Annotated in this window: 20 protein-coding genes; 12 read left to right on the forward strand and 8 right to left on the reverse strand. The window is 45.8% G+C overall.

The window, feature by feature from the left end; genetic code table 11:
• Positions 1 to 11 precede the first annotated feature (11 nt).
• The 7 genes from AND4_RS09630 (at position 12) to AND4_RS09660 (ending at position 8,724) form a co-directional block, all read left to right on the forward strand.
• Positions 12 to 989, forward strand: coding sequence for a lipid A deacylase LpxR family protein (locus AND4_RS09630; protein ID WP_009842777.1), 978 nt, complete (start codon positions 12 to 14; stop codon positions 987 to 989).
• 144 nt (positions 990 to 1,133) lie between these two features.
• The gene (gene pflA / locus AND4_RS09635; protein ID WP_009842778.1) at positions 1,134 to 1,874 is read left to right on the forward strand and encodes a pyruvate formate lyase 1-activating protein; all 741 of its coding nucleotides are present in this window, start codon (positions 1,134 to 1,136) and stop codon (positions 1,872 to 1,874) included.
• A gap of 214 nt (positions 1,875 to 2,088) precedes the next feature.
• Positions 2,089 to 2,754 carry an energy-coupling factor ABC transporter permease gene (locus AND4_RS09640; RefSeq protein ID WP_009842779.1) on the forward strand — a complete coding sequence of 222 codons (666 nt, stop codon included), beginning with the start codon at positions 2,089 to 2,091 and terminating at the stop codon, positions 2,752 to 2,754.
• Between the two features lie 159 nt (positions 2,755 to 2,913).
• Positions 2,914 to 3,414, forward strand: a complete 501-nt coding sequence (locus AND4_RS09645) for a YfbU family protein (RefSeq protein WP_009842780.1) — start codon at positions 2,914 to 2,916, stop codon at positions 3,412 to 3,414.
• Positions 3,415 to 3,901: 487 nt separating this feature from the next.
• Positions 3,902 to 5,836 carry a PrkA family serine protein kinase gene (locus AND4_RS09650; protein ID WP_009842781.1) on the forward strand — a complete coding sequence of 645 codons (1,935 nt, stop codon included), beginning with the start codon at positions 3,902 to 3,904 and terminating at the stop codon, positions 5,834 to 5,836.
• 45 nt (positions 5,837 to 5,881) lie between these two features.
• Positions 5,882 to 7,153 (forward strand): YeaH/YhbH family protein, encoded by a 1,272-nt coding sequence (locus AND4_RS09655; RefSeq protein WP_009842782.1) that lies wholly within the window; start codon positions 5,882 to 5,884, stop codon positions 7,151 to 7,153.
• An 11-nt stretch (positions 7,154 to 7,164) separates the two neighbouring features.
• Positions 7,165 to 8,724 carry a SpoVR family protein gene (locus tag AND4_RS09660; RefSeq protein WP_009842783.1) on the forward strand — a complete coding sequence of 520 codons (1,560 nt, stop codon included), beginning with the start codon at positions 7,165 to 7,167 and terminating at the stop codon, positions 8,722 to 8,724.
• Between the two features lie 102 nt (positions 8,725 to 8,826).
• Here AND4_RS09660 and kdsB read toward each other — a convergent pair whose 3' ends face one another.
• Genes kdsB through AND4_RS09685 form a run of 5 tightly spaced genes read right to left on the reverse strand, consistent with a single transcriptional unit; the run spans position 8,827 to position 14,793 of the window.
• A complete protein-coding gene (kdsB, locus tag AND4_RS09665) occupies positions 8,827 to 9,582 on the reverse strand; it encodes a 3-deoxy-manno-octulosonate cytidylyltransferase (protein ID WP_009842784.1) in 756 nt (251 codons plus the stop codon).
• Positions 9,582 to 9,761: a Trm112 family protein gene (locus AND4_RS09670; RefSeq protein WP_005390649.1), complete on the reverse strand. Its 180-nt coding sequence runs from the start codon at positions 9,759 to 9,761 to the stop codon at positions 9,582 to 9,584. Before AND4_RS09670 ends, kdsB begins: the two co-directional genes overlap by 1 nt.
• Positions 9,742 to 10,749, reverse strand: coding sequence for a tetraacyldisaccharide 4'-kinase (lpxK, locus tag AND4_RS09675; protein ID WP_009842785.1), 1,008 nt, complete (start codon positions 10,747 to 10,749; stop codon positions 9,742 to 9,744). The genes AND4_RS09670 and lpxK overlap by 20 nt, the downstream gene beginning before the upstream one ends.
• Before the next feature lie 5 nt (positions 10,750 to 10,754).
• Positions 10,755 to 12,503 (reverse strand): lipid A ABC transporter ATP-binding protein/permease MsbA, encoded by a 1,749-nt coding sequence (gene msbA, locus AND4_RS09680; protein ID WP_009842786.1) that lies wholly within the window; start codon positions 12,501 to 12,503, stop codon positions 10,755 to 10,757.
• Between the two features lie 31 nt (positions 12,504 to 12,534).
• Positions 12,535 to 14,793, reverse strand: a complete 2,259-nt coding sequence (locus AND4_RS09685; protein WP_009842787.1) for a DNA internalization-related competence protein ComEC/Rec2 — start codon at positions 14,791 to 14,793, stop codon at positions 12,535 to 12,537.
• Between the two features lie 8 nt (positions 14,794 to 14,801).
• On the opposite strand from AND4_RS09685, the gene AND4_RS09690 reads away from it, so the two are divergent.
• Positions 14,802 to 15,311: a DUF2062 domain-containing protein gene (locus AND4_RS09690; RefSeq protein WP_009842788.1), complete on the forward strand. Its 510-nt coding sequence runs from the start codon at positions 14,802 to 14,804 to the stop codon at positions 15,309 to 15,311.
• A gap of 202 nt (positions 15,312 to 15,513) precedes the next feature.
• Here the strand turns inward: AND4_RS09690 and lolE are convergent, their stop codons facing one another.
• The 3 genes from lolE to lolC are packed head-to-tail and all read right to left on the reverse strand — an operon-like array spanning position 15,514 to position 18,672.
• Complete coding sequence (lolE, locus tag AND4_RS09695; protein ID WP_009842789.1) at positions 15,514 to 16,758, reverse strand: lipoprotein-releasing ABC transporter permease subunit LolE; 1,245 nt, start codon at positions 16,756 to 16,758, stop codon at positions 15,514 to 15,516.
• Between the two features lie 2 nt (positions 16,759 to 16,760).
• Positions 16,761 to 17,468 (reverse strand): lipoprotein-releasing ABC transporter ATP-binding protein LolD, encoded by a 708-nt coding sequence (lolD, locus tag AND4_RS09700; RefSeq protein ID WP_009842790.1) that lies wholly within the window; start codon positions 17,466 to 17,468, stop codon positions 16,761 to 16,763.
• Positions 17,461 to 18,672, reverse strand: coding sequence for a lipoprotein-releasing ABC transporter permease subunit LolC (gene lolC / locus AND4_RS09705; RefSeq protein ID WP_043991590.1), 1,212 nt, complete (start codon positions 18,670 to 18,672; stop codon positions 17,461 to 17,463). The genes lolD and lolC overlap by 8 nt, the downstream gene beginning before the upstream one ends.
• A gap of 253 nt (positions 18,673 to 18,925) precedes the next feature.
• On the opposite strand from lolC, the gene AND4_RS09710 reads away from it, so the two are divergent.
• The 4 genes from AND4_RS09710 (at position 18,926) to AND4_RS09725 (ending at position 24,358) form a co-directional block, all read left to right on the forward strand.
• The gene (locus AND4_RS09710; protein ID WP_009842792.1) at positions 18,926 to 19,495 is read left to right on the forward strand and encodes a hypothetical protein; all 570 of its coding nucleotides are present in this window, start codon (positions 18,926 to 18,928) and stop codon (positions 19,493 to 19,495) included.
• A 5-nt stretch (positions 19,496 to 19,500) separates the two neighbouring features.
• Positions 19,501 to 22,962: a transcription-repair coupling factor gene (gene mfd / locus AND4_RS09715; protein ID WP_009842793.1), complete on the forward strand. Its 3,462-nt coding sequence runs from the start codon at positions 19,501 to 19,503 to the stop codon at positions 22,960 to 22,962.
• A gap of 7 nt (positions 22,963 to 22,969) precedes the next feature.
• Entirely contained in the window at positions 22,970 to 23,737 is a 768-nt protein-coding gene (locus AND4_RS09720; RefSeq protein ID WP_009842794.1) for a peptidoglycan binding protein CsiV, read from the forward strand.
• Positions 23,738 to 23,809: 72 nt separating this feature from the next.
• Positions 23,810 to 24,358 (forward strand): GNAT family protein, encoded by a 549-nt coding sequence (locus AND4_RS09725; RefSeq protein ID WP_009842795.1) that lies wholly within the window; start codon positions 23,810 to 23,812, stop codon positions 24,356 to 24,358.
• The last annotated feature ends 51 nt before the right edge of the window (positions 24,359 to 24,409 follow it).

Here is a 24,409-nt window from a genome sequence, read left to right on the forward strand (position 1 = left end):
AAAAAAAATATATGAAACTTAGTAAATTACTCGTCCTTGCTCTGCTGTCTCCTGCGGCAGTTGCTTCCACCAAATCCACAGTCTCCTTTACTCTAGATAACGATGGTATCTTTGGCGTTGACCAAGACTACACCAATGGCATTTTCCTTTCTTACGCGACAGAAAAACTTCGTGAAGATAAAGAGTGGAATTGGTTTACACTCAATAATAACAGCCAAAATAACGTCGATAAAATTGAAATCGTGCTCGGTCATAAGATGTTCACACCCAGTCAAATCGAAGCTGATTACCCTCTTACGAACGAACGACCTTACGCTGGCTACCTTCATACCGAAATCAACTACATCTCATTGACTGATGATAAAGCCGTTCGCTACAACTTCACGGTAGGTGCAACAGGTGAGAGCTCGTTTTCAGAGAAAGCGCAGGAACTAGTACACGGCATTACAGGCTCACCGGACCCTAAAGGTTGGGATTACCAGATTGATGATGGAATCGCCTTCAGCGTTGGTTACCGCGCATTCAACAAATTGATACGCAGTGAAGGTGAAGACACACAGTGGGAAATCACCAATGTAAACGATATCAATGCAGGTAACTTCCGAAGTGATGTTTCACAAGGTGTGATGTTCCGTTGGGGTACTGACCTAGCAAGCAGCATTGGCGCTGCAAACATCAGTGTTGAGAGCCCATTCCATGCCAGTATGCTGGCCAAAAGCTCTTCTAGTTGGTTCTTATTTACTGGTTTTGAAGGTCGCTACCGCTTCAATGATATCACCATTGAAGGTGATCGCTCCGGTTTACCTGAGCCATCTGAACAATATGATGTGACGTTACAAAACTGGCAAGCGAGTGCTGTCGCTGGTGCCACTTGGTATAACCAAAACTATGGCGCAAGTTTAACATTTACCGTGAAAACACCGGACTATGAAGAAGCCCAAACCGACGTTTACGGTACTGGCTCTCTATCTTTGTTTGCTTTCTTTTAACGAAAAGCCACTTCGATGGCGTGTGAGCCTTCACTCGCCATTTTCTTCACTCATTATCTCGCCAACAAACTCCGCTTTGACTGTTTTAACCCTTCAATTTGTAATAAAATAACGCCTAGAATTGATTATAAATGAGAGCAAAAGATGTCAACTACTGGTCGTATTCACTCGTTCGAGTCATGTGGTACCGTAGACGGGCCTGGTATTCGTTTTATCGTCTTCTTGCAAGGCTGCTTAATGCGCTGTAAATATTGCCACAACCGTGATACTTGGGATACGCATGACGGCAAGGAAGTGACAGTAGAAGAGATTATTGCTGAAGCAAAAACCTATCGTCATTTCATGAATGCATCAGGTGGCGGCATTACTTGTTCTGGCGGCGAAGCAATGCTTCAGCCTGAATTTGTGCGTGACTTCTTCCGCGCAGCTAAAGCTGAGGGCATTCATACCTGCCTAGACACTAACGGCTATGTCCGCAAGCATACCGAGGTTATCGACGAAGTGTTGGATGCGACTGACCTTGTCATGCTTGACCTTAAGCATATGAAAGACGAGACCCATCAGGAATTCATCGGCGTCTCTAATCGCCGCGTTTTAGATTTTGCTCGTTACCTCCATAAGGTTGGTCAAAAAACTTGGATCCGTTATGTCGTTGTTCCGGGCTACACTGACGAGCCCGAAGCTGCGCACATGCTTGGTGAGTTCATTGAAAACATGGATAACATAGAGAAGGTCGAACTTCTGCCTTACCATAAGCTTGGCGCACACAAATGGGAAGCGCTTGGTATTGAATATCCGCTTGAGGGTGTCAATCCCCCATCAAAAGAGACCATGGATGAAATCCAATCAATCCTTTCCCAATATCATCCAAATGTGAAATACTAAATGACATTCAGCTATTAAGTTGAACGTTACATTAGGCTTATGAACAGATTGAAGATACCAGCAGATTGCTGGTATTTTTTTACCCATACACCACACTGGTATTTGGTTCGAACAAACAAATGGAATGAGCCTCATGCCCTATCGTACTCATATTGGACGTATTAAAAAATACTAAGCCGTAAGCAGAGCACAAAGGAAAAACGTAGGACAACACATGGATTGGTTTAATTTCGTTTCGGTCATCATTGTTTGCTGGGTCGCCGTCATTTACTGCCTACCGGATTGGCGACAAGTCGTCTGGCCGAAAATGGAACAAGAAAAGCCATTCCAACATTTGGTCTTCGCGACACTGTTCCTTCTTAGTATTTTGTGGACAGCTAAAGCTGGGGTGAAAGAAGGGTTACAAATCCATTTTCTGGCTGTAACAACGCTAACCTTGATGTACGGTTGGCGGATGGCTTTTCTGATGTGTATCCCTGTTATAGTGGTCAATTATCTGATTTATGACATTCCACTCCCTACACTACCAAGCGCGCTTATACTTTCTGCGCTGGTGCCAATACTCATTAGCCACCTCATTTTTCTGCTCAGCTATCAATACCTACCACGCAATATATTTGTTTTCATTTTTGCGGCAGGGTTCTTCAATGGTGCGCTCACTGGTAGCCTACATTTACTTATCAACGCTTTTTATTACCTTACTGTCGGTGATTACGACTGGCAAACCATCCAACATAACTACTTTGTTTTCGTCCCATTACTTGCTTTCCCGGAGGGGCTCCTGAACGGAATGTCACTGGCCGTGTTAACGGTTTTCAAACCAGAGTGGTTAAGAGTCTTTTCAGACCGAGACTATATATACAACCATTATCGTAAATAAGCAGTCACCACCAAAGAGGCTCGGTATTTGCGGACAGAATAAATTCAGCAATTCTTAGTATTTTCTATATTAAATAGGTGTTGAGATCATGTTTCACCTTCGCTCGAAACGTTAAGCTAAGCACATTAATAATGTATTAGATTATTTAGTGAGGTCATCATGGAAATGTCAAACGCTCAACGTTTGATCCTATCAAACCAATACAACCTAATGTCTCAACTTGACCCTAGCAACTCGGCGAAATACAGCCGCCTGCGAACTATTGTAGAACGTGGCTACGAACTGCAAATGCACGAACTGAACAAAAACTTTGGCTGCATCACTGAAGCCGAATGTCGCGAAGTCATTGACATCATGGAGATGTACCACGCGATGCAAGAGTCAAACAAAATGCTGGACGACGAGGAACGCGACAAATTTGATCAACGTCGTCAACAATTCCTTGGCTTTGATATCGCCACAGAAGCACAACAAGTCCACTACGTTCGCTTTCTCGTGGACTCTGAAGGCCTCTACCCTCAGTTTGATAAGGCAGACCATCACTTTAACAGCCAAATACCAATGCTAGACAAATACCGCCGCATGCTTAAAACATGGCGCAATTGTCCGCGTCAATACCACTTGTGCGCAAACGAACTGGCGCAAATCTTTAACGCATAGTTCATCAAACATCTGAAAAGGAGCGAAAATGCGCTCCTTTTTCTTTACCCCTATCACATCTCAGCCCTCTCGTTAGACCTGATTAAGGCGTTTCTTCTCCGCAATTTAAGAACGTACCACTAGTAATATTGTTCTTACACTTGCTAGCGGATTTCTATTGCATCGTTCCCTTGCTCAAATTGTTAAATCTCTAAACAGTGATTTAACTTTCACTTTTACAATAAATTCATAATTGTTAAGCAAAATTGGAAATCCCCGACTAGGCTTAAAGTGGGAAAGGGAGAGATTGAATAACGCTTATCCATCGCTTTCTGTTGCACTGAAAAATAGTCCACAAAGCAAAATCTATGGTGTGATCTGGCTTGTGTCCAGTACAAACCAAACGTGATAACAGGACGTATAACTCGTACAACGAAAGGCATAAAAAGAGTGGGTAAGCCTGCGTAAACGTTTGTCGGTAGACTGACTAGTTAAAGGGGAAAGCGACATGAGTATTTTTGACCACTATCAATCAAGATATGAAGCAGCAAAAGATGAAGAGATGTCGTTACAGGATTTCTTGGCCCTGTGTAAAGACGACAAAAGTGCTTACGCTAATGCAGCAGAGCGCCTGCTTCTGGCTATCGGAGAGCCTGAAGTCATTGACACTGCTAAAGACCCAACGCTGAGCCGTATATTCTCCAATCGTGTCATCTCACGCTATGAAACCTTCAAAGACTTTTACGGTATGGAAGACGCAATTGAACAGATTGTTTCTTACCTCAAACACGCAGCGCAAGGTTTAGAAGAACGCAAACAAATCTTATATCTGCTCGGCCCTGTTGGTGGTGGTAAATCGTCACTTGCCGAGAAGCTAAAAGCGTTAATGGAAAAAATGCCAGTTTATGTATTGAGTGCTAACGGCGTACGAAGCCCGGTTAACGACCACCCATTCTGCCTTTTTAACCCAACGGAAGATGGTGAGATCCTTAAGAAAGAGTACGGTATTGAACACCGTTACTTACGCTCAATCATGTCACCATGGGCAGCGAAACGTCTGCATGAATTTGGTGGCGACATCACCAAATTCAAAGTGCTTAAAGTTAGACCTTCCATTCTCGACCAAGTAGCGATTGCGAAAACCGAGCCCGGCGATGAAAATAACCAAGACATTTCATCTTTAGTTGGTAAAGTCGATATTCGTCAGCTCGAGCATTACTCGCAAGACGACCCAGATGCCTACAGCTACTCTGGCGCCCTGTGTAAAGCGAACCAAGGCTTGATGGAATTCGTTGAGATGTTCAAAGCGCCAATCAAGGTTCTTCACCCACTTTTGACGGCAACCCAAGAAGGTAACTTCAACGGCACCGAAGGTTTATCGGCGATTCCATTCGATGGCATGATACTAGCGCACTCAAACGAATCGGAGTGGCAAACCTTCCGTAACAACAAGAATAATGAAGCGTTCTTGGACCGTGTATACATAGTGAAGGTACCTTACTGCCTACGTGTATCGGAAGAAGTGAAGATCTACCAGAAACTGCTTGAAAACAGTGAACTTTCCAAAGCGCCTTGTTCTCCGAGTACACTCGAGACTCTGGCCCAATTCAGTATACTTTCTCGACTTAAAGAGCCTGAAAACTCATCCCTCTTTTCTAAAATGCGAGTGTACGACGGTGAGACACTGAAAGACACGGATCCAAAAGCGAAGAGCTACCAAGAGTACCGTGACTATGCAGGTGTCGATGAAGGCATGAATGGCCTATCTACACGTTTCGCGTTTAAAATCTTATCGCGGGTATTTAACTTCGACCAGACTGAAGTGGCGGCCAACCCTGTTCATCTGTTCTACGTCATTGAACAGCAAGTAGAACGCGAGCAATTTCCTCCTGAAGCGGCCGAGAAATACCTTGAGTTTTTGAAAGGTTACCTAGTACCTCGCTATGTCGAGTTCATCGGCAAAGAAGTTCAGACTGCATATTTAGAATCGTACTCAGAATACGGTCAGAACATTTTCGACCGCTACGTAACGTACGCTGATTTTTGGATCCAAGACCAAGAATACCGCGATCCAGAAACTGGACAGCTGTTCGATCGCGCTTCTCTTAACGCTGAACTAGAGAAAATCGAAAAAACGGCTGGCATCTCCAATCCAAAAGATTTCCGCAACGAAATCGTTAACTTTGTGCTTCGTGCGAAGGCCAATAACAATGGTCTCAACCCGGTTTGGACCAGCTACGAAAAACTGCGCACAGTAATCGAGAAAAAAATGTTCTCTAACACAGAAGAACTGCTTCCGGTTATTTCATTCAATGCGAAAACCTCTTCTGAAGATCAGAAGAAACACGACGACTTTGTCGCTCGCATGATGGAAAAAGGTTACACAGAGAAACAGGTTCGCCTGCTTTCTGAGTGGTACCTACGAGTACGTAAGTCATCCTAACCAATTTGAGTTAGGTCGCTTGTGAAACATGAAGAGGGCTATTTCATGGCGCAATTTATAGACCGAAGGCTCAATGGCAAAAACAAGAGCGCTGTTAATCGACAGCGCTTCTTGAAGCGTCATAAAGAGCAGATTAAAGAGTCGGTAGCTGACGCAGTGAATCGACGCTCAATCACGAACACGGAAACGGGCGAAGACGTTGCAATACCGCACAAAGATATCAACGAACCTATGTTCCATCAGGGCAAAGGGGGTGAACGAGAGCGCGTGCACCCAGGCAACGACCAATTTATCACTGGTGACAAAATAGAACGTCCGAAAGGCGGTGGCCAAGGTGGTGGTGCTGGTGAAGGCAATGCTAGCCCCGACGGCGAAGGTCAGGATGAGTTCGTTTTCCAAATTTCAAAAGATGAGTATCTCGACATCCTATTTGAAGATTTAGAACTACCGAACCTTGAAAAAAATCAAATTGCTAAAATTACCGAGTGGAAAACACACCGCGCGGGTTATCAAACTGCTGGCATGCCGTCCAACATTGCGATTGTTCGTTCACTGCAACAATCGTTAGCACGACGCACTGCAATGACCGCAGGTAAAAAACGTCTTCTCACCGAGTTGGAGGATGAACTAACTCGCATCAAAAACATCGAGCCTGCTCAACAACTTGAAGAAAATCGCCTGAAGAAAGAAATTCAAGATCTGCGCAAGACCATTGAAAACGTACCATTCATCGATACTTTCGACTTACGTTTTAAAAACTATGAGAAGCGCCCTGTACCATCCAGTCAAGCAGTGATGTTCTGCCTGATGGACGTGTCAGGTTCTATGGACCAAGCCACCAAAGACATGGCAAAACGCTTCTATGTGCTTCTTTACCTATTTTTAACACGTACCTATGAGAACGTTGAAGTGGTATTCATTCGACATCATACCCAAGCCAAAGAAGTCGACGAGCATGAGTTTTTCTATTCACAGGAAACAGGGGGCACCATTGTGTCGAGCGCGCTCAAACTAATGCACGAGATCGTACAAGAACGCTACCCCGTAGGCCAGTGGAACATCTATGCCGCTCAAGCATCTGATGGGGATAACTGGGCGGATGATTCACCTCGTTGCCGAGAACTACTCATTAACAAGTTACTCCCCAACTGTCAGTACTATTCATACATCGAGATTACACGACGTACGCATCAAACCCTGTGGCATGAATATGAAAAGCTGTTTGAAGCCTTTCCAAACTTCGCCATGAAAAACATCCGCTCTGTAGAAGATATCTTCCCGGTCTTCCGAGAACTATTCCAAAAAGAAACAGCGTAAGGGGGCTAGCGATGAACACCGCAACGACAAACCTTTCGGGGGAGGCCCCGAAAAAGCGTAGAGAAAATATGCTACCAGATGGCCCCGACTGGACGTTTGAGCTGCTGGAACGCTACCATAAAGAAATAAAACGTGTCGCAGAACATTACCGTCTCGATACCTACCCCAATCAGATCGAGGTAATCACCTCGGAACAAATGATGGACGCGTACTCGAGCATAGGTATGCCCATCAACTACAACCACTGGTCTTTCGGTAAAAAGTTCATCCAGACGGAACAAAACTATAAGCACGGACAGATGGGATTGGCATACGAGATCGTCATTAACTCTGATCCATGCATCGCCTATTTAATGGAAGAAAATACCATTACCATGCAGGCACTGGTTATTGCTCATGCTTGTTATGGGCATAACTCCTTCTTTAAAGGTAATTACCTATTCCAAACTTGGACCGATGCTGGCTCAATTATAGATTATCTCCTGTTCGCTAAAAACTACATTGCGAAATGCGAGGAACGCTACGGGGTACATGAAGTCGAACAGCTGCTCGACTCTTGCCATGCCTTAATGAATTTTGGTGTGGACCGTTATAAACGCCCTGAAAAAATTTCTATCAACGAGGAGAAAGCGCGTCAGGAAGAGCGTGAGGCATACCTACAATCGCAAGTGAATCAGCTATGGCGAACTGTTCCGCAATCAAAAACGGAAGAGGAAGACACAAAAATTCGCTTCCCCAGTGAGCCGCAAGAGAACTTACTCTATTTCTTTGAGAAACACGCCCCTCTTCTTGAACCATGGCAACGTGAGATTTTGCGTATCGTGCGCAAGGTAAGTCAATACTTCTACCCACAGAAGCAAACTCAGGTCATGAATGAGGGCTGGGCGACTTTCTGGCACTACACCATACTTAATCATCTTTATGATGACGGCTTAGTGTCTGAGAAGTTCATTCTCGAGTTTCTACACAGCCACACTAGCGTGGTTGCGCAGCCATCATATAACAGTCCGTACTTTAGCGGCATTAACCCTTACGCACTTGGCTTTGCGATGTTTCGCGACATCAAACGTATCTGTGAAGAGCCAACAAACGAAGACAAAGAGTGGTTCCCTGAGTTAGCAGGATCAGACTGGCTAGAAGCGGTTCACTTTGCGATGCATAACTTCAAGGACGAGAGCTTTATTAGCCAATATTTGTCACCGAAACTCATGCGTGATTTTAAATTGTTTGCCATCAACGATGATGATCGCAAAAATTTCATCGAAGTTGCAGCCATTCATGATGAGATGGGGTACCGACGCATACGCGAAACTCTGGCGGCGCAGTACAACTTGGCGAATCTGGAGCCGAACATTCAAGTCTTTAACGTGGATGTCCGTGGTGACCGTTCGCTCACGTTACAATACGTCCCTCATAACCGAATTCCTTTGGATAACAGTTACGAAGAGGTATTGAAGCACGTGTATCGCTTATGGGGCTTCGATGTCATTTTAGAAGAAGTCAAAGACACAGGACACCGAGAAATCCTCTCAACCTGTCCGAAACGAAATCAATACGACACCAATATCTAGCTTGTATATCAGCTAAGTTTTGTGGAATCTATCCCACCGTCATGAAAAAAGGCTCCTAGAAAAGGAGCCTTACTAATCTAAAAAACCACAGTGGCAAACATATTATGCTTGCGTAGCAACAAATGCTCGCACTAACTCTAAATCTTCTGGTGTGTCGACACCCGCCGCTGGCGCTTCTTTTGCAACCTCAACATGAATATTTTCTCCGTACCAAAGCACTCGAAGTTGCTCCAAGCACTCGATTTGCTCAAGGGGGCTTGGCTGCCAATTCACATAAGTATTGATAAAGCCTGCACGATAAGCATAGATGCCGATATGACGCATCAATGGATTCACGATCGTTTTGTCTTGTTGAGAAAAATGGTCACGATCCCAAGGAATCGTTGCTCGACTGAAGTACATGGCATAACCACGCTTGTCCGTCACCACTTTTACTGCGTTCGGGTTGAAGACTTCCAGCTCCGATTCAATCTCAACCGCAAGCGTTGCCATTGGTGCATCGCAACCTGCTAAGTTATCAGCCACTTGACGAATAATAGACGGCGGAATTAACGGTTCATCACCCTGAACATTCACCACAATGTGATCGGCAGGAATAGCCATTTTTTCTACCACTTCTGCAAGTCGCTCAGTACCAGATTCATGATGGGGAGAAGTCATACAGACCTTACCACCAAACTGCTCTGCTGCCGCCGACACGCGCTCATCGTCGGTTGCAATAATCACATCTTCAGCGCCTGCTTGTAATGCTTGTTCGTAAACCCATTGGATCATTGGTTTACCACCAATATCCGCCAATGGCTTACCCGGTAAGCGGCTTGACGCGTAACGCGCAGGAATAACAACCGTAAAAGACATTAGCGCCCCTCGTCCATACTCATGGTTCTTGCTTCTGGCTCCAACAGAACTGGAATACCCTCTTTGATTGGGTAAGCAAGGCGATCCAGTTTGCAGATCAACTCTTGATTTTCTTTATCGTACGTCAGCTTACCTTTGCACACAGGGCAAGCTACAATCTCAAGCAGACGGTGATCCATAAGTCGCTTTAACCTCTTTTATTCGCTTTAAAATTCGTTCTGCATCGCTGATTTCAAATTGAGCAGAAACGGGCAGATACCACCAATTGTCTTGCGCATAACTGTCGCATTTGACGGCATCCTTTTCTGTCATAATCACATTTGCTCCCTGTAGAGCCAATGCCTGTAATTCTTGCTGGTCAAAGTCTTGATGATCGGCAAAGCCTTTCGTCACTTTGATGTCCGCATTCATTGCGGTAAGTGTATTAAAAAATCTTGGTGGATGCCCAATTCCTGCAAACGCAACAAGATCATGCAGTTCACGCACCTCAACTTGCTGCTTAGTCTTTAAATTTATCGCTTTAGCGGGCGATAACAACATGGGCATTTCATTTTGCAGCGCTTGACCACCATTGGTAATGATAAAGTCGACCTCAGCAAGACGCTCTACCCCTTCACGAAGTGGTCCAAGGGGAATTAGGCTTTCATTACCAAAGCGGCGATTACCATCAACGATAACAAACTCGATATCTCGCTCTAAGGCGTAATGCTGCAGCCCATCGTCAGTAATGATGATGTCGACGCCCATTCCTATTAATGCTTTCACTGCATTGGCACGAACCGGATCCACTGCCACAGGCGCACCGGTACGGCGATGAATCAGTTTTGGCTCGTCACCACAGTGTTTCGCTGGCGTATTATCATTCAGAACGAGCGGATACTGCGGCGCTTTTGCACCATAGCCTCGAGACACGACACCAGGCTTAAAGCCAAGTTGTTGCAATTGTTCGACCAGCCATACCACAACTGGTGTTTTACCATTACCACCAGCGGTAATATTACCAACCACAACAACAGGCACAGGCGCTCTGTACGCTTGTTTTTTCCCAGATTGATATTGCTGTCGCTTAGACCGACTAATCACGCCAAATAACAGGCTCAGTGGCCACAATAATGGCCAAAGCAAGTATTTGAGGGGATGGTTTTCAAACCAGATCTTTTCAACCACGTTTGTTAAGCGCCAAACTGGATACGGTGAAGCTGAGCATATGCACCATCTTTTGCAATTAAATCTGCGTGGCTACCGCGCTCAACAATTTCCCCTTCATCGACAACCAAAATTTCATCCGCATTCTCAATCGTAGATAAGCGGTGGGCAATGACTAATACCGTTCTGTCTTTTTGTAGCTCATCCAAAGCGGACTGGATTGCACGCTCTGATTCAGTATCTAGAGCAGATGTTGCCTCGTCAAGGATCAGGACTGGCGCATCACGCAGCAAGGCTCGAGCAATCGCGACACGTTGACGCTGACCGCCAGAAAGACTTGCACCATTCTCGCCAATCATTGCATCTAGCCCGTTATCCATTTTGCTGATGAACTCCATTGCATGAGCGAGACTAGCGGCACGTTCAATATCTTCACGTGAGTACTTGTCTTCTGTCGCGTAAGCAATATTGTTAGCAATCGTATCGTTGAACAGATGCACATTTTGCGAGACGAGAGCAAACTGCTCTCGTAAGTTTTTGAGCTCAAAATCACGGATATCGTGTCCATCGAGCGTTATTTCACCACTGTTCACATCGTAAAAACGGTTAAATAAGTTCGCTATCGTACTTTTACCTGAGCCTGAGCGCCCTACCAAAGCAACGGTTTTACCTCTTGGGATATCAAAGCTGACATTATTCAATGCAGGCTTCTCTGTCCCTTCGTAGGTAAAGCTCACATTCTTTACTGAAACATCGCCAAGCACACGATCTACCGTGAACTTACCTTCGTTCTTCTCTGGTTCTAAGTCGACCAATGCAAACAAGGTCTGGCTCGCTGCCATACCTCGTTGAAACTGTGATGTTACGTTTGTCAGTGCTTTAAGCGGACGCATCAAACCAAACATCGCAGAGAATACAACGGTAAAGGTACCCGGAGTTAACTGCTCTTTGATTGAATCAATACTTGCTAAGTACAGCACCACAACAATGGCTATCGACGCGATCATTTGAATAATTGGGTTTGCTGCGGCTTGAGCTGTGACCAACTTCATGCTTTGTTGGCGCATTTGGTTACTGACTTTTTCAAAGCGCTTGCCTTCAATATCTTGACCACCGTAGCTCAATACGACTTTGTGACCTTTCAGCATTTGCTCTGCCGAGGCAGTTACATTGCCCATCATCGTCTGCATGTTTTTTGAGATCTTTCTGAATCGTTTGGAAACAACACTAATACCAAACGCGACGACAGGTGCAACGGCAAACAAAACCAGTGACAGTTGCCAGCTGTTATAGAACATCAAAACCAGCAAACCAATAATACTCGCGCCTTCACGCACTATGCTCACTAACGCTTGGCTGGTCGCCGCAGAAACTTGCTCAGAGTCGTAAGTAATACGAGAAAGTAGACTGCCTGTTTGTTCTTTATCAAAGTAAGAAACTGGCATATGCATAAAGTGATTAAACACCATGCGGCGAATTTTCATCACTACATTGCCGGATACCCAGCTCAAGCAGTAGGTGGAGACAAAACCACTCACACCACGAATAAACATCATGGCGAAAACAATTAATGGAAGCGTACGTAGGAAATCTGACTCAGCGCTACCAAAACCCTCATCAAGCAATGGTTTTAGTAAAGAGATCATATAAGTATCAGAGGCAGCATTAACAACCAATGCTACAACAGCAACGATTAGACCTGATTTATATAAGCGGATAAATTGCCATAGACGCTTAAACGTCTGCCAAGTTGTTTCATCAGTATTTATCGACATAGAAGTGCTTTATTTCCTTACATTAAGACTATTATTCTACTCCCTTACGCAGCATCTGCCTATACCAAGGCTCAATTGTCTCACTACGTTTCACTGCAAAGTACCAATTGTCTCGCTCAATAAACACCGATACCTGGCCATGATTTCCCGTATCCAGCCAATGGGCATTCACTTCCTGATACGCCGATAAGACATTTTCCGCAGGCATGCCCCATTGATTATTTTTTGCTAAAGAGGCTATCGCTAATGTTGGAGATACGACTTGAACCAATGCGGGATTCGAAGAACTCTTGCTGCCATGGTGGGGAACCAACATCACATCACTGACTAGCTTCTGCGGCTCACGCATGAGTATCCACTCGCTGACCGCTTCAATATCCCCCGTTAGTAACAGTTTAAAATCCGATCCTTTATCAACAACTCGAACAACACAGGAGTGGGGGTTATAAGCTCGTTGTACTTGGTTTGGAGGCCAAAGAACCTCAAAGTCTAATCCTTGCCAGAGCCAGCGTTCACCAGCAATACAAGATTGGTAATTTGAATAATTTTGGCTACTGAATTTCTGCGTTGGCGAAAAATGCTGCTCTATGTACTCTTTCCCCCCAGCATGGTCCGAATCAGCGTGACTAATAATGAATTTATCGATGAAATCAAAGCCTCTGCGGTGCAATATAGGTGCGATCACTTGCTGCGCGATACTTCCTGACTGCCAAATTTTCCCAGTGTCATAAAGAGCCACCTTTCCTTGCTTCTCGATTAATACAGCAAGACCGTGTCCGACATCTAACACATCGACACGCCAAGCGCTGGTTCCACGTTCATAAAAAATGCTGACACCAGTGACGACCGAAATAATCGGAAACAATGCTCTTTTGCTCAAAAATCGCTTCAACAGCCCACAAAGAGCCAGTGCAGACATAGATAAAGTCAAAGGCAAACTTAAGGTATACCAACTCCCTACCGCAAACTGTAGCGACCATGTCAGTGGTAACAACACCCAATCAAGTAGTTGCCAAAGGGCCTCTGCCAGTTGAGAAATAATTGGGGTTGCAATCAACGCCAGGAATATCAGAGGGACGACCAAAAAGCCAAAAAAAGGAATGAAGATCAGATTGTAAGCGATGGAGACCAAACTCGTGCCTGAGAAAAACACACCACTTATCGGTATGATAAGAAAAGTAAGTATTAACTGTATTTTTAGCAGATGGCTTAGCTTGGTTTGCCAGCTGCCACGTGGATGTTGAACCACATTCACGGCCAAAAGCACAGCAACGACGGATAAATAAGACAGCCAGAAACTCAGAGTGAATGAAGCAAAGGGCTCAATGAAAAGTTGTATTGAGACAGCAAGCAATAACACTTGCCAAGGTGACCAATAAACCCTGGCAGACTTGTGAACGAGATAAATAACACAAACTGAAAAAGCACGCGTTGTCGGCAAAGAAAAGTCTGCCAACCACGCATAAATTAACGCAGACAGTAACCCAATAACAAAAGGAAGGTATATGTACTTGGGTAAACATAGTCGAATAACAAAACCTAAGCTCATGCCAAACGCAAACGCCATACCAATGTGCAATCCAGAAATGGAGACCAAATGCAGCAATCCGCTGTCTCGTAAAGACTGCCAATCCGACTTGGTAAGCTGTGAGCGGTCACTAAAGGCCAACGCGCTAATTAAAGGAAAATGGTCAAGTTCAGAAATATAACCATGAACGGCTTGAATAATTTGCTGTCGAAATGTAGAACGGGTGCGGATACGCCAAGTGGCGTCGGCAGAGGCGACGGCTCTTGCGACAATGCCCCTTCCGATCGCTTGCTTTTCTGCATCGTATCCCGCCTCATTCCTTAAACCCAAAATAGGTTTTATGGTCACCTGAGTAGTAAACTCACTGTTAACAGGCAGTGGGAAAGCGGTTATTAATCGGATTTTTGGTTTAAGAAACGGTAACAGATTTTGAGAATTGACCTGATTGATCTGCGCAATGCCTTCATATCCATGACTTATTTTCCGAAAAGGGCTGTCAACTTTACCATTTATGGTAATATTCACCTCTGATTGAAATAGGGCTTGTCTTTGATGTTTCATCACATTGCCGTGGATAACGACAACCATACAGCCCCAAATTGCGCCTATGCTCAATAAGCCACGACGTAATTTGATAATTGTACCAGTGGTAATTATGCCCAGCAGCAACCATCGCCAATCTGGCATCGTCGGCCACCACACAGACGAAATAACGCTCGCTACAAATAACGCCAAGGTCAAACTTTTTTCCAAGAGAGTCATGTCGTCCTATGCCTAGAAAGCTGATAAAACGCTTCATGCCAGATCATGAAATGATCAAACGCCAAAAAGCACTGAAGGTCTTCGGCAACGTTTTATACAACCCAAACTTGTGGTGTTTAAATCGTCGCTCTGCGTCCGGTGCCTTCGCTGTTGGTCTGTTTATGGCGTTTGTTCCGCTCCCGAGCCAGATGATAATGGCGGCAGGTCTAGCCGTTATGCTTGGAGTTAACTTACCTCTATCGATTGCTCTTGTCTGGGTCAGTAACCCAATCACCATGCCTGTGCTGTTCTACTTCGCTTACAAACTTGGCGCTCTAGTCATGCATATGCCGCCACAGCCGTTCCATTTTGAACTGTCGTGGGAATTCATTATGCAGCAAATGAACACCATTGGACCTCCTTTCCTGCTCGGCTGCGCAATCTGTGGCGTGGTATCAGCCATCATCGGTTACTTTGGTATTCGCGGAATTTGGCGCTACTCAGTGGTAAGAAGCTGGCAAAAACGCAGAATAAGATAAACGCTTATTCTTCAGTTAGCAGCTTGTAGAATATCGAATGGAAAGCAGTTAACGTTCGACGTGCAAGTTGATGTAACTCAAGTATGAGGGCTAATGAGCCACAGCAGAGATAGTTTGATACCGATCGCTAAGAATGAAAAAGGACCGAGATTCGGTCCTTTTTTGTGTCTTTTATTTACAGCAGTTCACTAAACTTTGCTGATTACTTAGAACTCAATACCGTAGCAGGGTTAAGTTTTGCGGCGCGAGATGCTGGGTACCAAGTCGCCAGCAAACTCAGAACGATTGCCGTCATTGAAACCATAGCAACATCAGGCCAATGCAATTGCGATGGTAAGAAATCGACAAAGTAGATATCACCAGAGAGAAACTGGTGACCAATTAACGCTTCTAATACCTTGATGATCGGCGTGAGGTTGAGGGCAACTAAAACACCAACGACACTGCCAACAAGGCTGCCAAACACGCCTGAAAACACACCTTGCCAGATAAAAATACGCTTAATCAAACCATCTTTTGCACCCATAGTACGTAAGATGGCGATCTCGGCTGCGCGATCTTTCACTGCCATCATCAATGTCGATACTATGTTAAAACAAGCTACGCCGATAACCAACACCATCACCAAGTACATGATAGTGCGCACAAGCTGAATATCGCGATACAAGAAGCCAAACTGTTGCTGCCAGCTTTTCAAGTAAACATAAACGTCAATCCGGCTCCCCACTTCACGCACTATGGAGGGCGCGTTCAGTACATCATCGGTCTTAAGCGAAATACCGGTCACACCATCCCCCAAGCGCGCATAGGCTTGAGCATCTTTTAATGGCACCAAGGCCAATGAGTGATCGATTTGCCCATTCAGTGTGAGGAATCCAGAGACCTTCACGCGAACTCGTTTTGGTGCTTGAACCTTGTTGGTGCCTCCGGTCTGCGGAATCATCAAAGTAATGTAATCACCGATTTCCACTTTGAGCTCTTTCGCAACACCACGACCTAAAATCACTTGCTGCTGACCAGCGTTAAAGCTGTGCCATGCCTCTGGAGCAATGAACTCAGACATACTCGACACCGCTTGTTCAAAAGCAGGATCCACACCACGAACTTCAATCGCTTTAAGCTTACTGCCCTTCTCTGCTAGCCCAGTAAATCGAACGTAAGGTGCCGCAGCGACAACGTGTTCGTGACTTAAGGCTTGATTCATGGTTTTGGTATAGTTGTGCAGTGGACCATTCACCCCCTCCAACTCGCCGTGGGGAATTACCGACAGCACGCGCGATTGCAACTCACGTTCAAAACCGTTCATGGCAGATAGACCAATAATGATCACCGCAACACCAACAGCAATACCAATAGTCGAAGAAAGAGAAATGAACGACACCATCTTGTTACGCTTTTTTGCACGACTAAAGCGACCACCGATCATCAATGCTAAAGATGAAAACAAAATTAGCCCTCCGCAACCAGAGTTTGAGTGGTAAAACTGTCTACCAGCAAACCATCTTGCATATGCATTTGACGATCCATTTTCGCTGCTAACTCGTTATCGTGCGTCACCACCAAAAAAGCAATGTTTGACTCTTGGTTTAGCTCACGCATCAAATCATAAATCGCTAGTGCCGTCTTGTGATCTAGGTTACCTGTTGGCTCATCAGCCAGAACCAAATCCGGCTTATTAACCAAAGCACGGGCGATAGCCACACGCTGGCGTTCACCGCCGGACAACTCTGAAGGGCGATGGTCCATACGGTGTCCTAAGCCAACCTTCTCAAGCAGAGCTTTTGCTTTTTCTTTCGCATCCGCTGCTTTTGCACCACCAATCAATAGTGGCATCGCAACGTTTTCTACCGCAGTAAAATCAGCCAGCAAGTGGTGGAACTGATAAACAAAACCAAGATGTTTGTTGCGCAGTGCCGCTTGCTTGTTTGAGCTTAGCGCTGACAAATTCTGCCCTAGAAAATCCACCTCTCCTTGCGAGGCATCATCCAACGCACCAAGGATGTGAAGCAAGGTACTTTTACCTGAACCAGAAGAACCGACAATAGAAACCAGTTCACCTTTGTCAATCTCGAAGCTCACGCCTTTCAACACTTCCGTATCTAGCGAGCCCTCTCGGTAGACTTTACGAATATCACGACATTCTAATAGCTTATTCATAGCGAAGTGCCTCAGCAGGTTTAACAGAAGATGCTCGGTAAGAAGGGTAAACCGTTGCGGCTAGGCTTAGAGCAATCGCCAGCACTACCACTAATAAAATTTGGAATGAGTCAATCACGATGGGCAAGTGGCCTCCGAAGCTAAACAGGGCAACGCCTGCGGCTTCCAGAATGGCATTAAGGTTGAGCGATAAAGCAACGCCGGCAACACCACCAACAATCGCACCAATCACACCACTGCTCGCCCCCTGTACCATGAAAATCGCCATCACCTGAGATTGCTTCATGCCTTGGGTTTTGAGAATCGCGACTTCTGATTGCTTCTCCATGACCACCATAATCAACGCAGAAATGATGTTAAATGCCGCCACGCCGACAATCAGACCAAGCATTAAGCCCATCATGTTCTTCTCCATTTTCACCGCTTGGAAAAGTTCACCACGCTGCTCGCGCCAGTCACTCCATTGCCAACCTTCCGGCAATGGTTTGTCTGCAAACTCCGTCACCGTAAATGGGTCAGCAAAGAACACACGCCAACCGGATACTGTCTCTTTTGGTAAACGCATCAGCTTTGAGGCATCGGTCATATTGACAATCATAAGCTGGCCATCCACATCTGAGCCAGTGTTAAAGATACCCGCCACTGTGAAGTTACGCTGGCTAGGAATTCGTCCTAGCGGCGTAAATTGCGTCGCATTGGTGACCATCAAGCGGACTTTGTCGCCCATCGACACTTTAAGCGCACGCGCCAAGCTGTGACCAAGAAAAACGTTATACTCACCGGCTTGAAGCGAAGATAAACGGCCCGCGATCAAATGATTAGAAATAGGATCGCCAAGTTTAGGCTCGATACCAATCAAGTAACCTGCTGTGAGCTGTGCTGAACTTTGAATCACCGCTTCACCACGAACGATCGGTTCTGGTTTCGCGATAGTCGACATGTTTGCAATGAATGGAGGCACAGCCCCGCCGTTGACAGGCGTTTTACCATCGTGCTGAGAAACGACAGCATGAGGAAGCACACCTAAAATGCGCTCTTTAAGCTGGCTTTCAAAACCATTCATCACAGAAAGAACAGTTACCAGCGCCATCACACCAATTGTGATACCTGCGGTCGACATGTAAGAAACGAATCGACTGAACCTATCCCCGGAGCGTCCCCGAAGATACCTCAAGCCAACAAACAAAGAGATAGGATGATACATATAGGACAAACCAACTGGTTTTCTAATAATGGAGCCAATACATACTGGGTATCTTACCTTACTCTCACGATGAAGAAGACAAGATAATCGCTTAATTTGTCAAGGACATGCAATAAGTCCCCATTTAGTGCAAAAAGTTAAGCCACAAAAACAGGTAAACTTGATAACTTACCCTGATTAGCGATAATCAGTCTCCTATCCTCCTCATTCTTCAATGAAATGAGAGTGCTCGTTGGCAGAAAAGGACCAAACTATGACAGAGCAAGAGTACTTCAGCGTACACCACAATCTGACGATCAACGTCGAAACGTTAGGGACGGACTTTGTTCTGCCAGATGAGACCACTTTCGTCACTGAGATTCCAGCACCATTTATTGTCGCAAGTGAATTTAGCCACTTAGATATGTTATCGGAAAACACAAGATTAGAACTGCAAAATAAAGAGCTGAAACACGTCATTAGCCTACTGGATACCCAAAACTCTAAACTCAACTTGCTTCTGAGCTTTATGCTCTCTCAGCAAGATGAGGCTGCGCTGCGCTTTCAAACCACGCAATTTGGTGCAAGCCAACTGAGCTATCGCAACGATTCTGCCGTAGAAAAGGGCCAATTGGCTCGTGTGAAGCTCTTCTTAGATCACCCTGCCGCAGCGATTTACTGCTACGCTCAGGTAATAGGATGTGAACATACAGAGCAAGGTTATATTGTCACTCTCAAGTACAAACTGCTTCGAGAAGCTGACCAGGATTTATTGATTAAAGCCGCGCTATACCAACAACAAAAACTACTCCGCCAGCGCTCGCTAGAGCGAGATAACAAATAATTACCATGACAAAAGCAACGATTCTTTCCGTCACAAACCCATCTGAGCGTGGCGACAAAAAACAGCTCGGTAACTTGCCAGGTGCCGCATTGCCAATGGCGATCGCTGAGCTAGTAAAACAGCATTCAAGCCACTCTGTGCTCGTGGTGCCTGACCCACAAATTGCGCTGAAACTGCAAGCAGAAATAGAGCAGTTCACCGATCAACCAGTGAGTCTATTCCCTGATTGGGAAACTCTGCCGTACGACAATTTCTCTCCACATCAAGAGATTATTTCAGACCGTATTGCACGCCTATACCAACTACCAACTCAAAGTAATGGCGTAACGATTGTGCCAGTAAGCACAGTATTGCAGCGCCAATCACCGCGAGACTTCTTGTTACAACACACTTTGATGGTGAAAACAGGCGATCAATTTTCATTAGAGAAACTGCGCGTACAATTAGAGAATTCGGGATATCGTCACGTAGATCAAGTCTTCGGCCCGGGAGAATACGCAAGCCGTGGTTCGATCCTTGACCTATTCCCAATGGGAAGTTCTGATCCATTCCGCATTGATTTCTTTGATGACGAGATCGATACCATTCGTACGTTCGATCCTGAAAATCAACGTTCCATCGAAGACATCCAACAAATCCAATTGCTACCAGCGCACGAGTTTCCGACAACCAAAGCGGCTATCGAAGACTTCCGCACCCGTTGGCGTACGCAATTTGAAGCTCGTCGCGAGCCCGAATCTATTTACATGCAGGTTACTAAGGGGACATGGCCAGCCGGTATCGAATATTGGCAACCGCTGTTTTTTGATCACACTGAAACCTTGTTTGATTACCTGCCAGATGATTCGCAACTGATTGTATTTGGTGACATTGAATCCGCGGTCGATACTTTTCTCAGTGACGTGGGCTACCGCTACGATCAAAAGAAAATCGATCCGATGCGTCCGCTGCTCGCACCAGAGGCATTGTGGTTAAAGAAGGACGAGCTATTTGCTCACTTCAAGCAACTGCCACAAGCGCAACTCAGCTTAGAGAAAGTGGTGAAACGTGCAGGCCGCCAAAACCTTGATGTGCAATCTTTGGCTGAGCTTGGCGTTCAGCAGCAAAACAAAGAACCACTTGCTCGTCTGCGCCAATTTAGTGAGCAGTTCACGGGCAAAATCATTTTTTCTGTCGAGTCTGAGGGACGCCGTGAGGCCCTAACAGAGCTGCTACAAGGCATAAAAATACGCCCCGTTGCGCATGGTACGATATACCAAGCACTAGATTCTGGCGATCGGTTTAGCTTGATCTTAGGTGCCGCGGAACATGGCTTTATTCACGATGAGCTCAACTTCGCGTTTATCTGTGAAAGTGATTTGCTGGGCGATCGCGTCATTCAACGCCGTCGTAAAGACAAAAAAGCCGTCAACAGCGACACTGTGATCCGTCACCTTGCTGAGCTTAAACCGGGTCAGCCTGTTGTTCATATTGATCACGGTATCGGTCGCTATATTGGCTTACAGACGCTTGAAGCTGGTGGGATGAAAACCGAGTACGTTACCCTTGAGTATCAAAACGAAGCCAAGCTGTACGTCCCAGTATCTTCACTTAACTTAATTGGCCGCTACTCTGGTGGTGCTGAGGAAAGTGCGCCACTGCATAAGCTTGGCGGTGAAGCATGGGCAAAAGCCCGTCGTAAAGCAGCAGAGAAAGTTCGTGACGTAGCGGCAGAGCTTCTAGATGTTTACGCGAAGCGTGAATTGAAGCCTGGCTATAAATTCGAGCTCGATCGCGGTCAATACGCGACCTTCAAAGCGACTTTTCCGTTTGAAGAGACCGACGATCAGTCAATGGCTATTAATGCGGTTTTGTCGGATATGTGCCAAGCAAAAGCCATGGATCGCCTAGTGTGTGGCGATGTGGGCTTTGGTAAAACAGAAGTCGCGATGCGCGCGGCATTCGTTGCCACAGACAATAGCAAGCAAGTCGCAATATTAGTACCAACCACACTGCTAGCACAACAGCACTTTGAAAACTTCCGTGACCGCTTTGCCAACTTACCAATACGCGTTGAAGTACTTTCACGCTTTAAGTCGGCAAAAGAGCAAAAAGTCATTCTCCAAGATGTTGCCGATGGCAAAGTGGATATTGTCGTGGGCACGCACAAACTCCTTTCAAGCGACATCAAATTCAAAGACCTTGGCCTGTTGATCGTCGATGAGGAGCACCGCTTCGGTGTGCGCCAAAAAGAAAAAGTCAAAGCGATGCGAGCTGATGTCGATATTCTAACACTGACCGCAACCCCTATTCCTCGTACATTAAACATGGCCATGAGTGGAATGAGAGACTTGTCGATCATCGCGACACCACCTGCCCGTCGTTTATCTATCAAAACGTTCGTACGTCAGTGCGAAGACTCTGTAGTACGTGAAGCCGTTCTACGTGAGATCATGCGTGGTGGTCAGGTTTACTTCCTACACAATCAAGTTGAGACCATTGAGAAAACCGCAGAGGACTTGCAAAAGCTGATTCCAGAGGCACGTTTGACCGTGGCACATGGTCAGATGCGTGAGCGTGAGCTGGAACGCATCATGAGTGATTTTTACCACCAGCGCTTCAATGTGTTGGTGTGTACCACCATCATCGAGACTGGTATCGACGTTCCGACGGCCAACACCATTATTATGGATCGTGCTGATAACCTCGGCTTGGCACAGTTACACCAGCTTCGTGGCCGCGTTGGTCGTTCGCACCACCAAGCATACGCTTACCTGCTCACCCCACACCCAAAAGCCATCACCAAAGATGCGATTAAACGCCTTGATGCGATCGCTTCACTAGAAGATCTGGGCGCTGGTTTCACGCTTGCCACCCACGATCTTGAAATTCGTGGCGCTGGTGAACTATTGGGTGACGAACAAAGTGGTCAAATTCAATCCGTTGGCTTTACACTGTATATGGAGATGCTTGAACAAGCGGTTGAAGCATTGAAAGAAGGCAAAGAGCCATCATTAGATGAGCTACTTCGCGAGCAAACTGAAATTGAGATGCGTATACCAGCCCTGCTACCAGATGACTACATTCCTGATGTGAACACACGTCTGTCTATGTACAAACGTATTGCCAGCGTCACGGATAACGAAGGTTTATCTGAACTGAAAGTAGAGCTGATTGACCGTTTTGGTTTGTTGCCAGATGCGACCAAGAACCTTCTGTCTGTCTCAGAATTGAAAATTGGGGCCGGAAGTATTAAGGCGAAGAAGATCGAGGCGCATGATAAAGGCGGATTCATCGAGTTTTACCCTGATGCTGACATTAATCCAGCGTATCTGGTTAAACTCCTGCAATCACAGCCGCAAAAATTTGCAATGGAAGGTCCAACTAAGTTCAAGTTTAGCGTACCATTGACGGACCGACGTAAACGCATCCAGTTTGTTCAAGACTTACTGAATGATTTTAAACAGAATTTATTACCAACGAGCTAATAGTCGAATGAGAATACTGATCCCATTATTGCTTCTTTGCATCTCAATGCCATCTTGGGCTGCACGTCAATTTGATATTGAAGTCATTATTTTCAAGCGAGCAGTCAACGCTGAAAGTACCAGTGAATCATGGCCGAACGAGCTGCCAACTATTGAAATGAGTAACGTCGGCAGCCTACAAAACGATGCTTACCGCCAGTCAAAAGGCGCCTCGCTTCTCCCGCGTTCTTCTTACCGATTGAACGCACAAGAAGCAGCACTCAACAACCACGCAGGCTTCAAAGTGCTTAAACACGTTGCTTGGCGTCAAGGCGACCGCGGGAAAGCAAGTGCACCGATTTTCCGTATGGTTGGTGGCCGAGACTTCTCTGGCTCTTATGATGCAAATGGTAACCCGATCGACAAGATGTCATCACTATCGAACGATGGTTACAACGAAGAGAGCGTGAGTGACCCGCTTTACGAACTAGACGGTAAGCTACAGATCTATGTTCAACACTACTTGTTTGCTGAAACGACCATCGATATCCGTGAGCCTAGCGTGCGAGAAGTCCACCTAGCGTCACAGCCTACCGAACAATGGGCAGGTAAATTTGGCGAAGTCGAAGGCAACGTTCAAGCTGGTAACTTAGCAGAAGTCACTCCAACCGTGACTGAAGAGAAGTTTTTGAAGAGTTTCCGAATGGATCAAAAACGTCGTATGCGCAGCGGCGAAACCCACTACCTTGATAACCCATTGATGGGCATGATCATTCAAGTCCGTCGGGTCCGATAACAACGACACAAACCTAAAGCGCAGCACCTGCTGCGCTTTGTCTCGAGCCTAACACGGAAGTGGTATCGATGCATGAATCCAGACTTTGAAATCACCACCACTCATTTAGCTCTGAGAATGATTCCCTCAGAACAAGCCCACACCTTACAACGCCTGCTCGTAGAATCCCCTTCCCTGCATCGCTGGTTAGATTGGTGCAATAACAACCTCACTTTGAAAGATGCTCAAGACTTCTTGTTAGCGACTCGCTTAAATTGGGTAAAAGCCGAGGCGTTTGGCTTTGGTGTTTATGAGCGTGAAAGCGGTAACCTTGTCGGTATGGTGGGAGTCAACGAGCTTTACCATACCTTCAATATGGCGAGCATTGGGTATTGGATCGCTGATCGGTATCAGCGTAAAGGCTACGCGCAAGAATGCGTTCGCTCACTGGCAGAGTTTTGCTTTGCCAAGCTTGATATAACCCGCATCGAAATCGTCTGCGATCCAGAAAACACGGCAAGTCAGGCGTTAATAGAATCTGTTGGTGCACAAAAGGAAACCATCGCCAGAAACCGTTTTATCTTTCGTGGTAAACCCAAAGATGGCGTGGTGTACTCACTGCTTCCTAGCGACTTAGAATAAAAAAGCCACCGACATGCGGTGGCTTTTTTGTGACCTTTATTTCGCTCTCTT

This window comes from Vibrio sp. AND4, assembly GCF_000171815.1.
Taxonomy (GTDB): Bacteria; Pseudomonadota; Gammaproteobacteria; order Enterobacterales; family Vibrionaceae; genus Vibrio.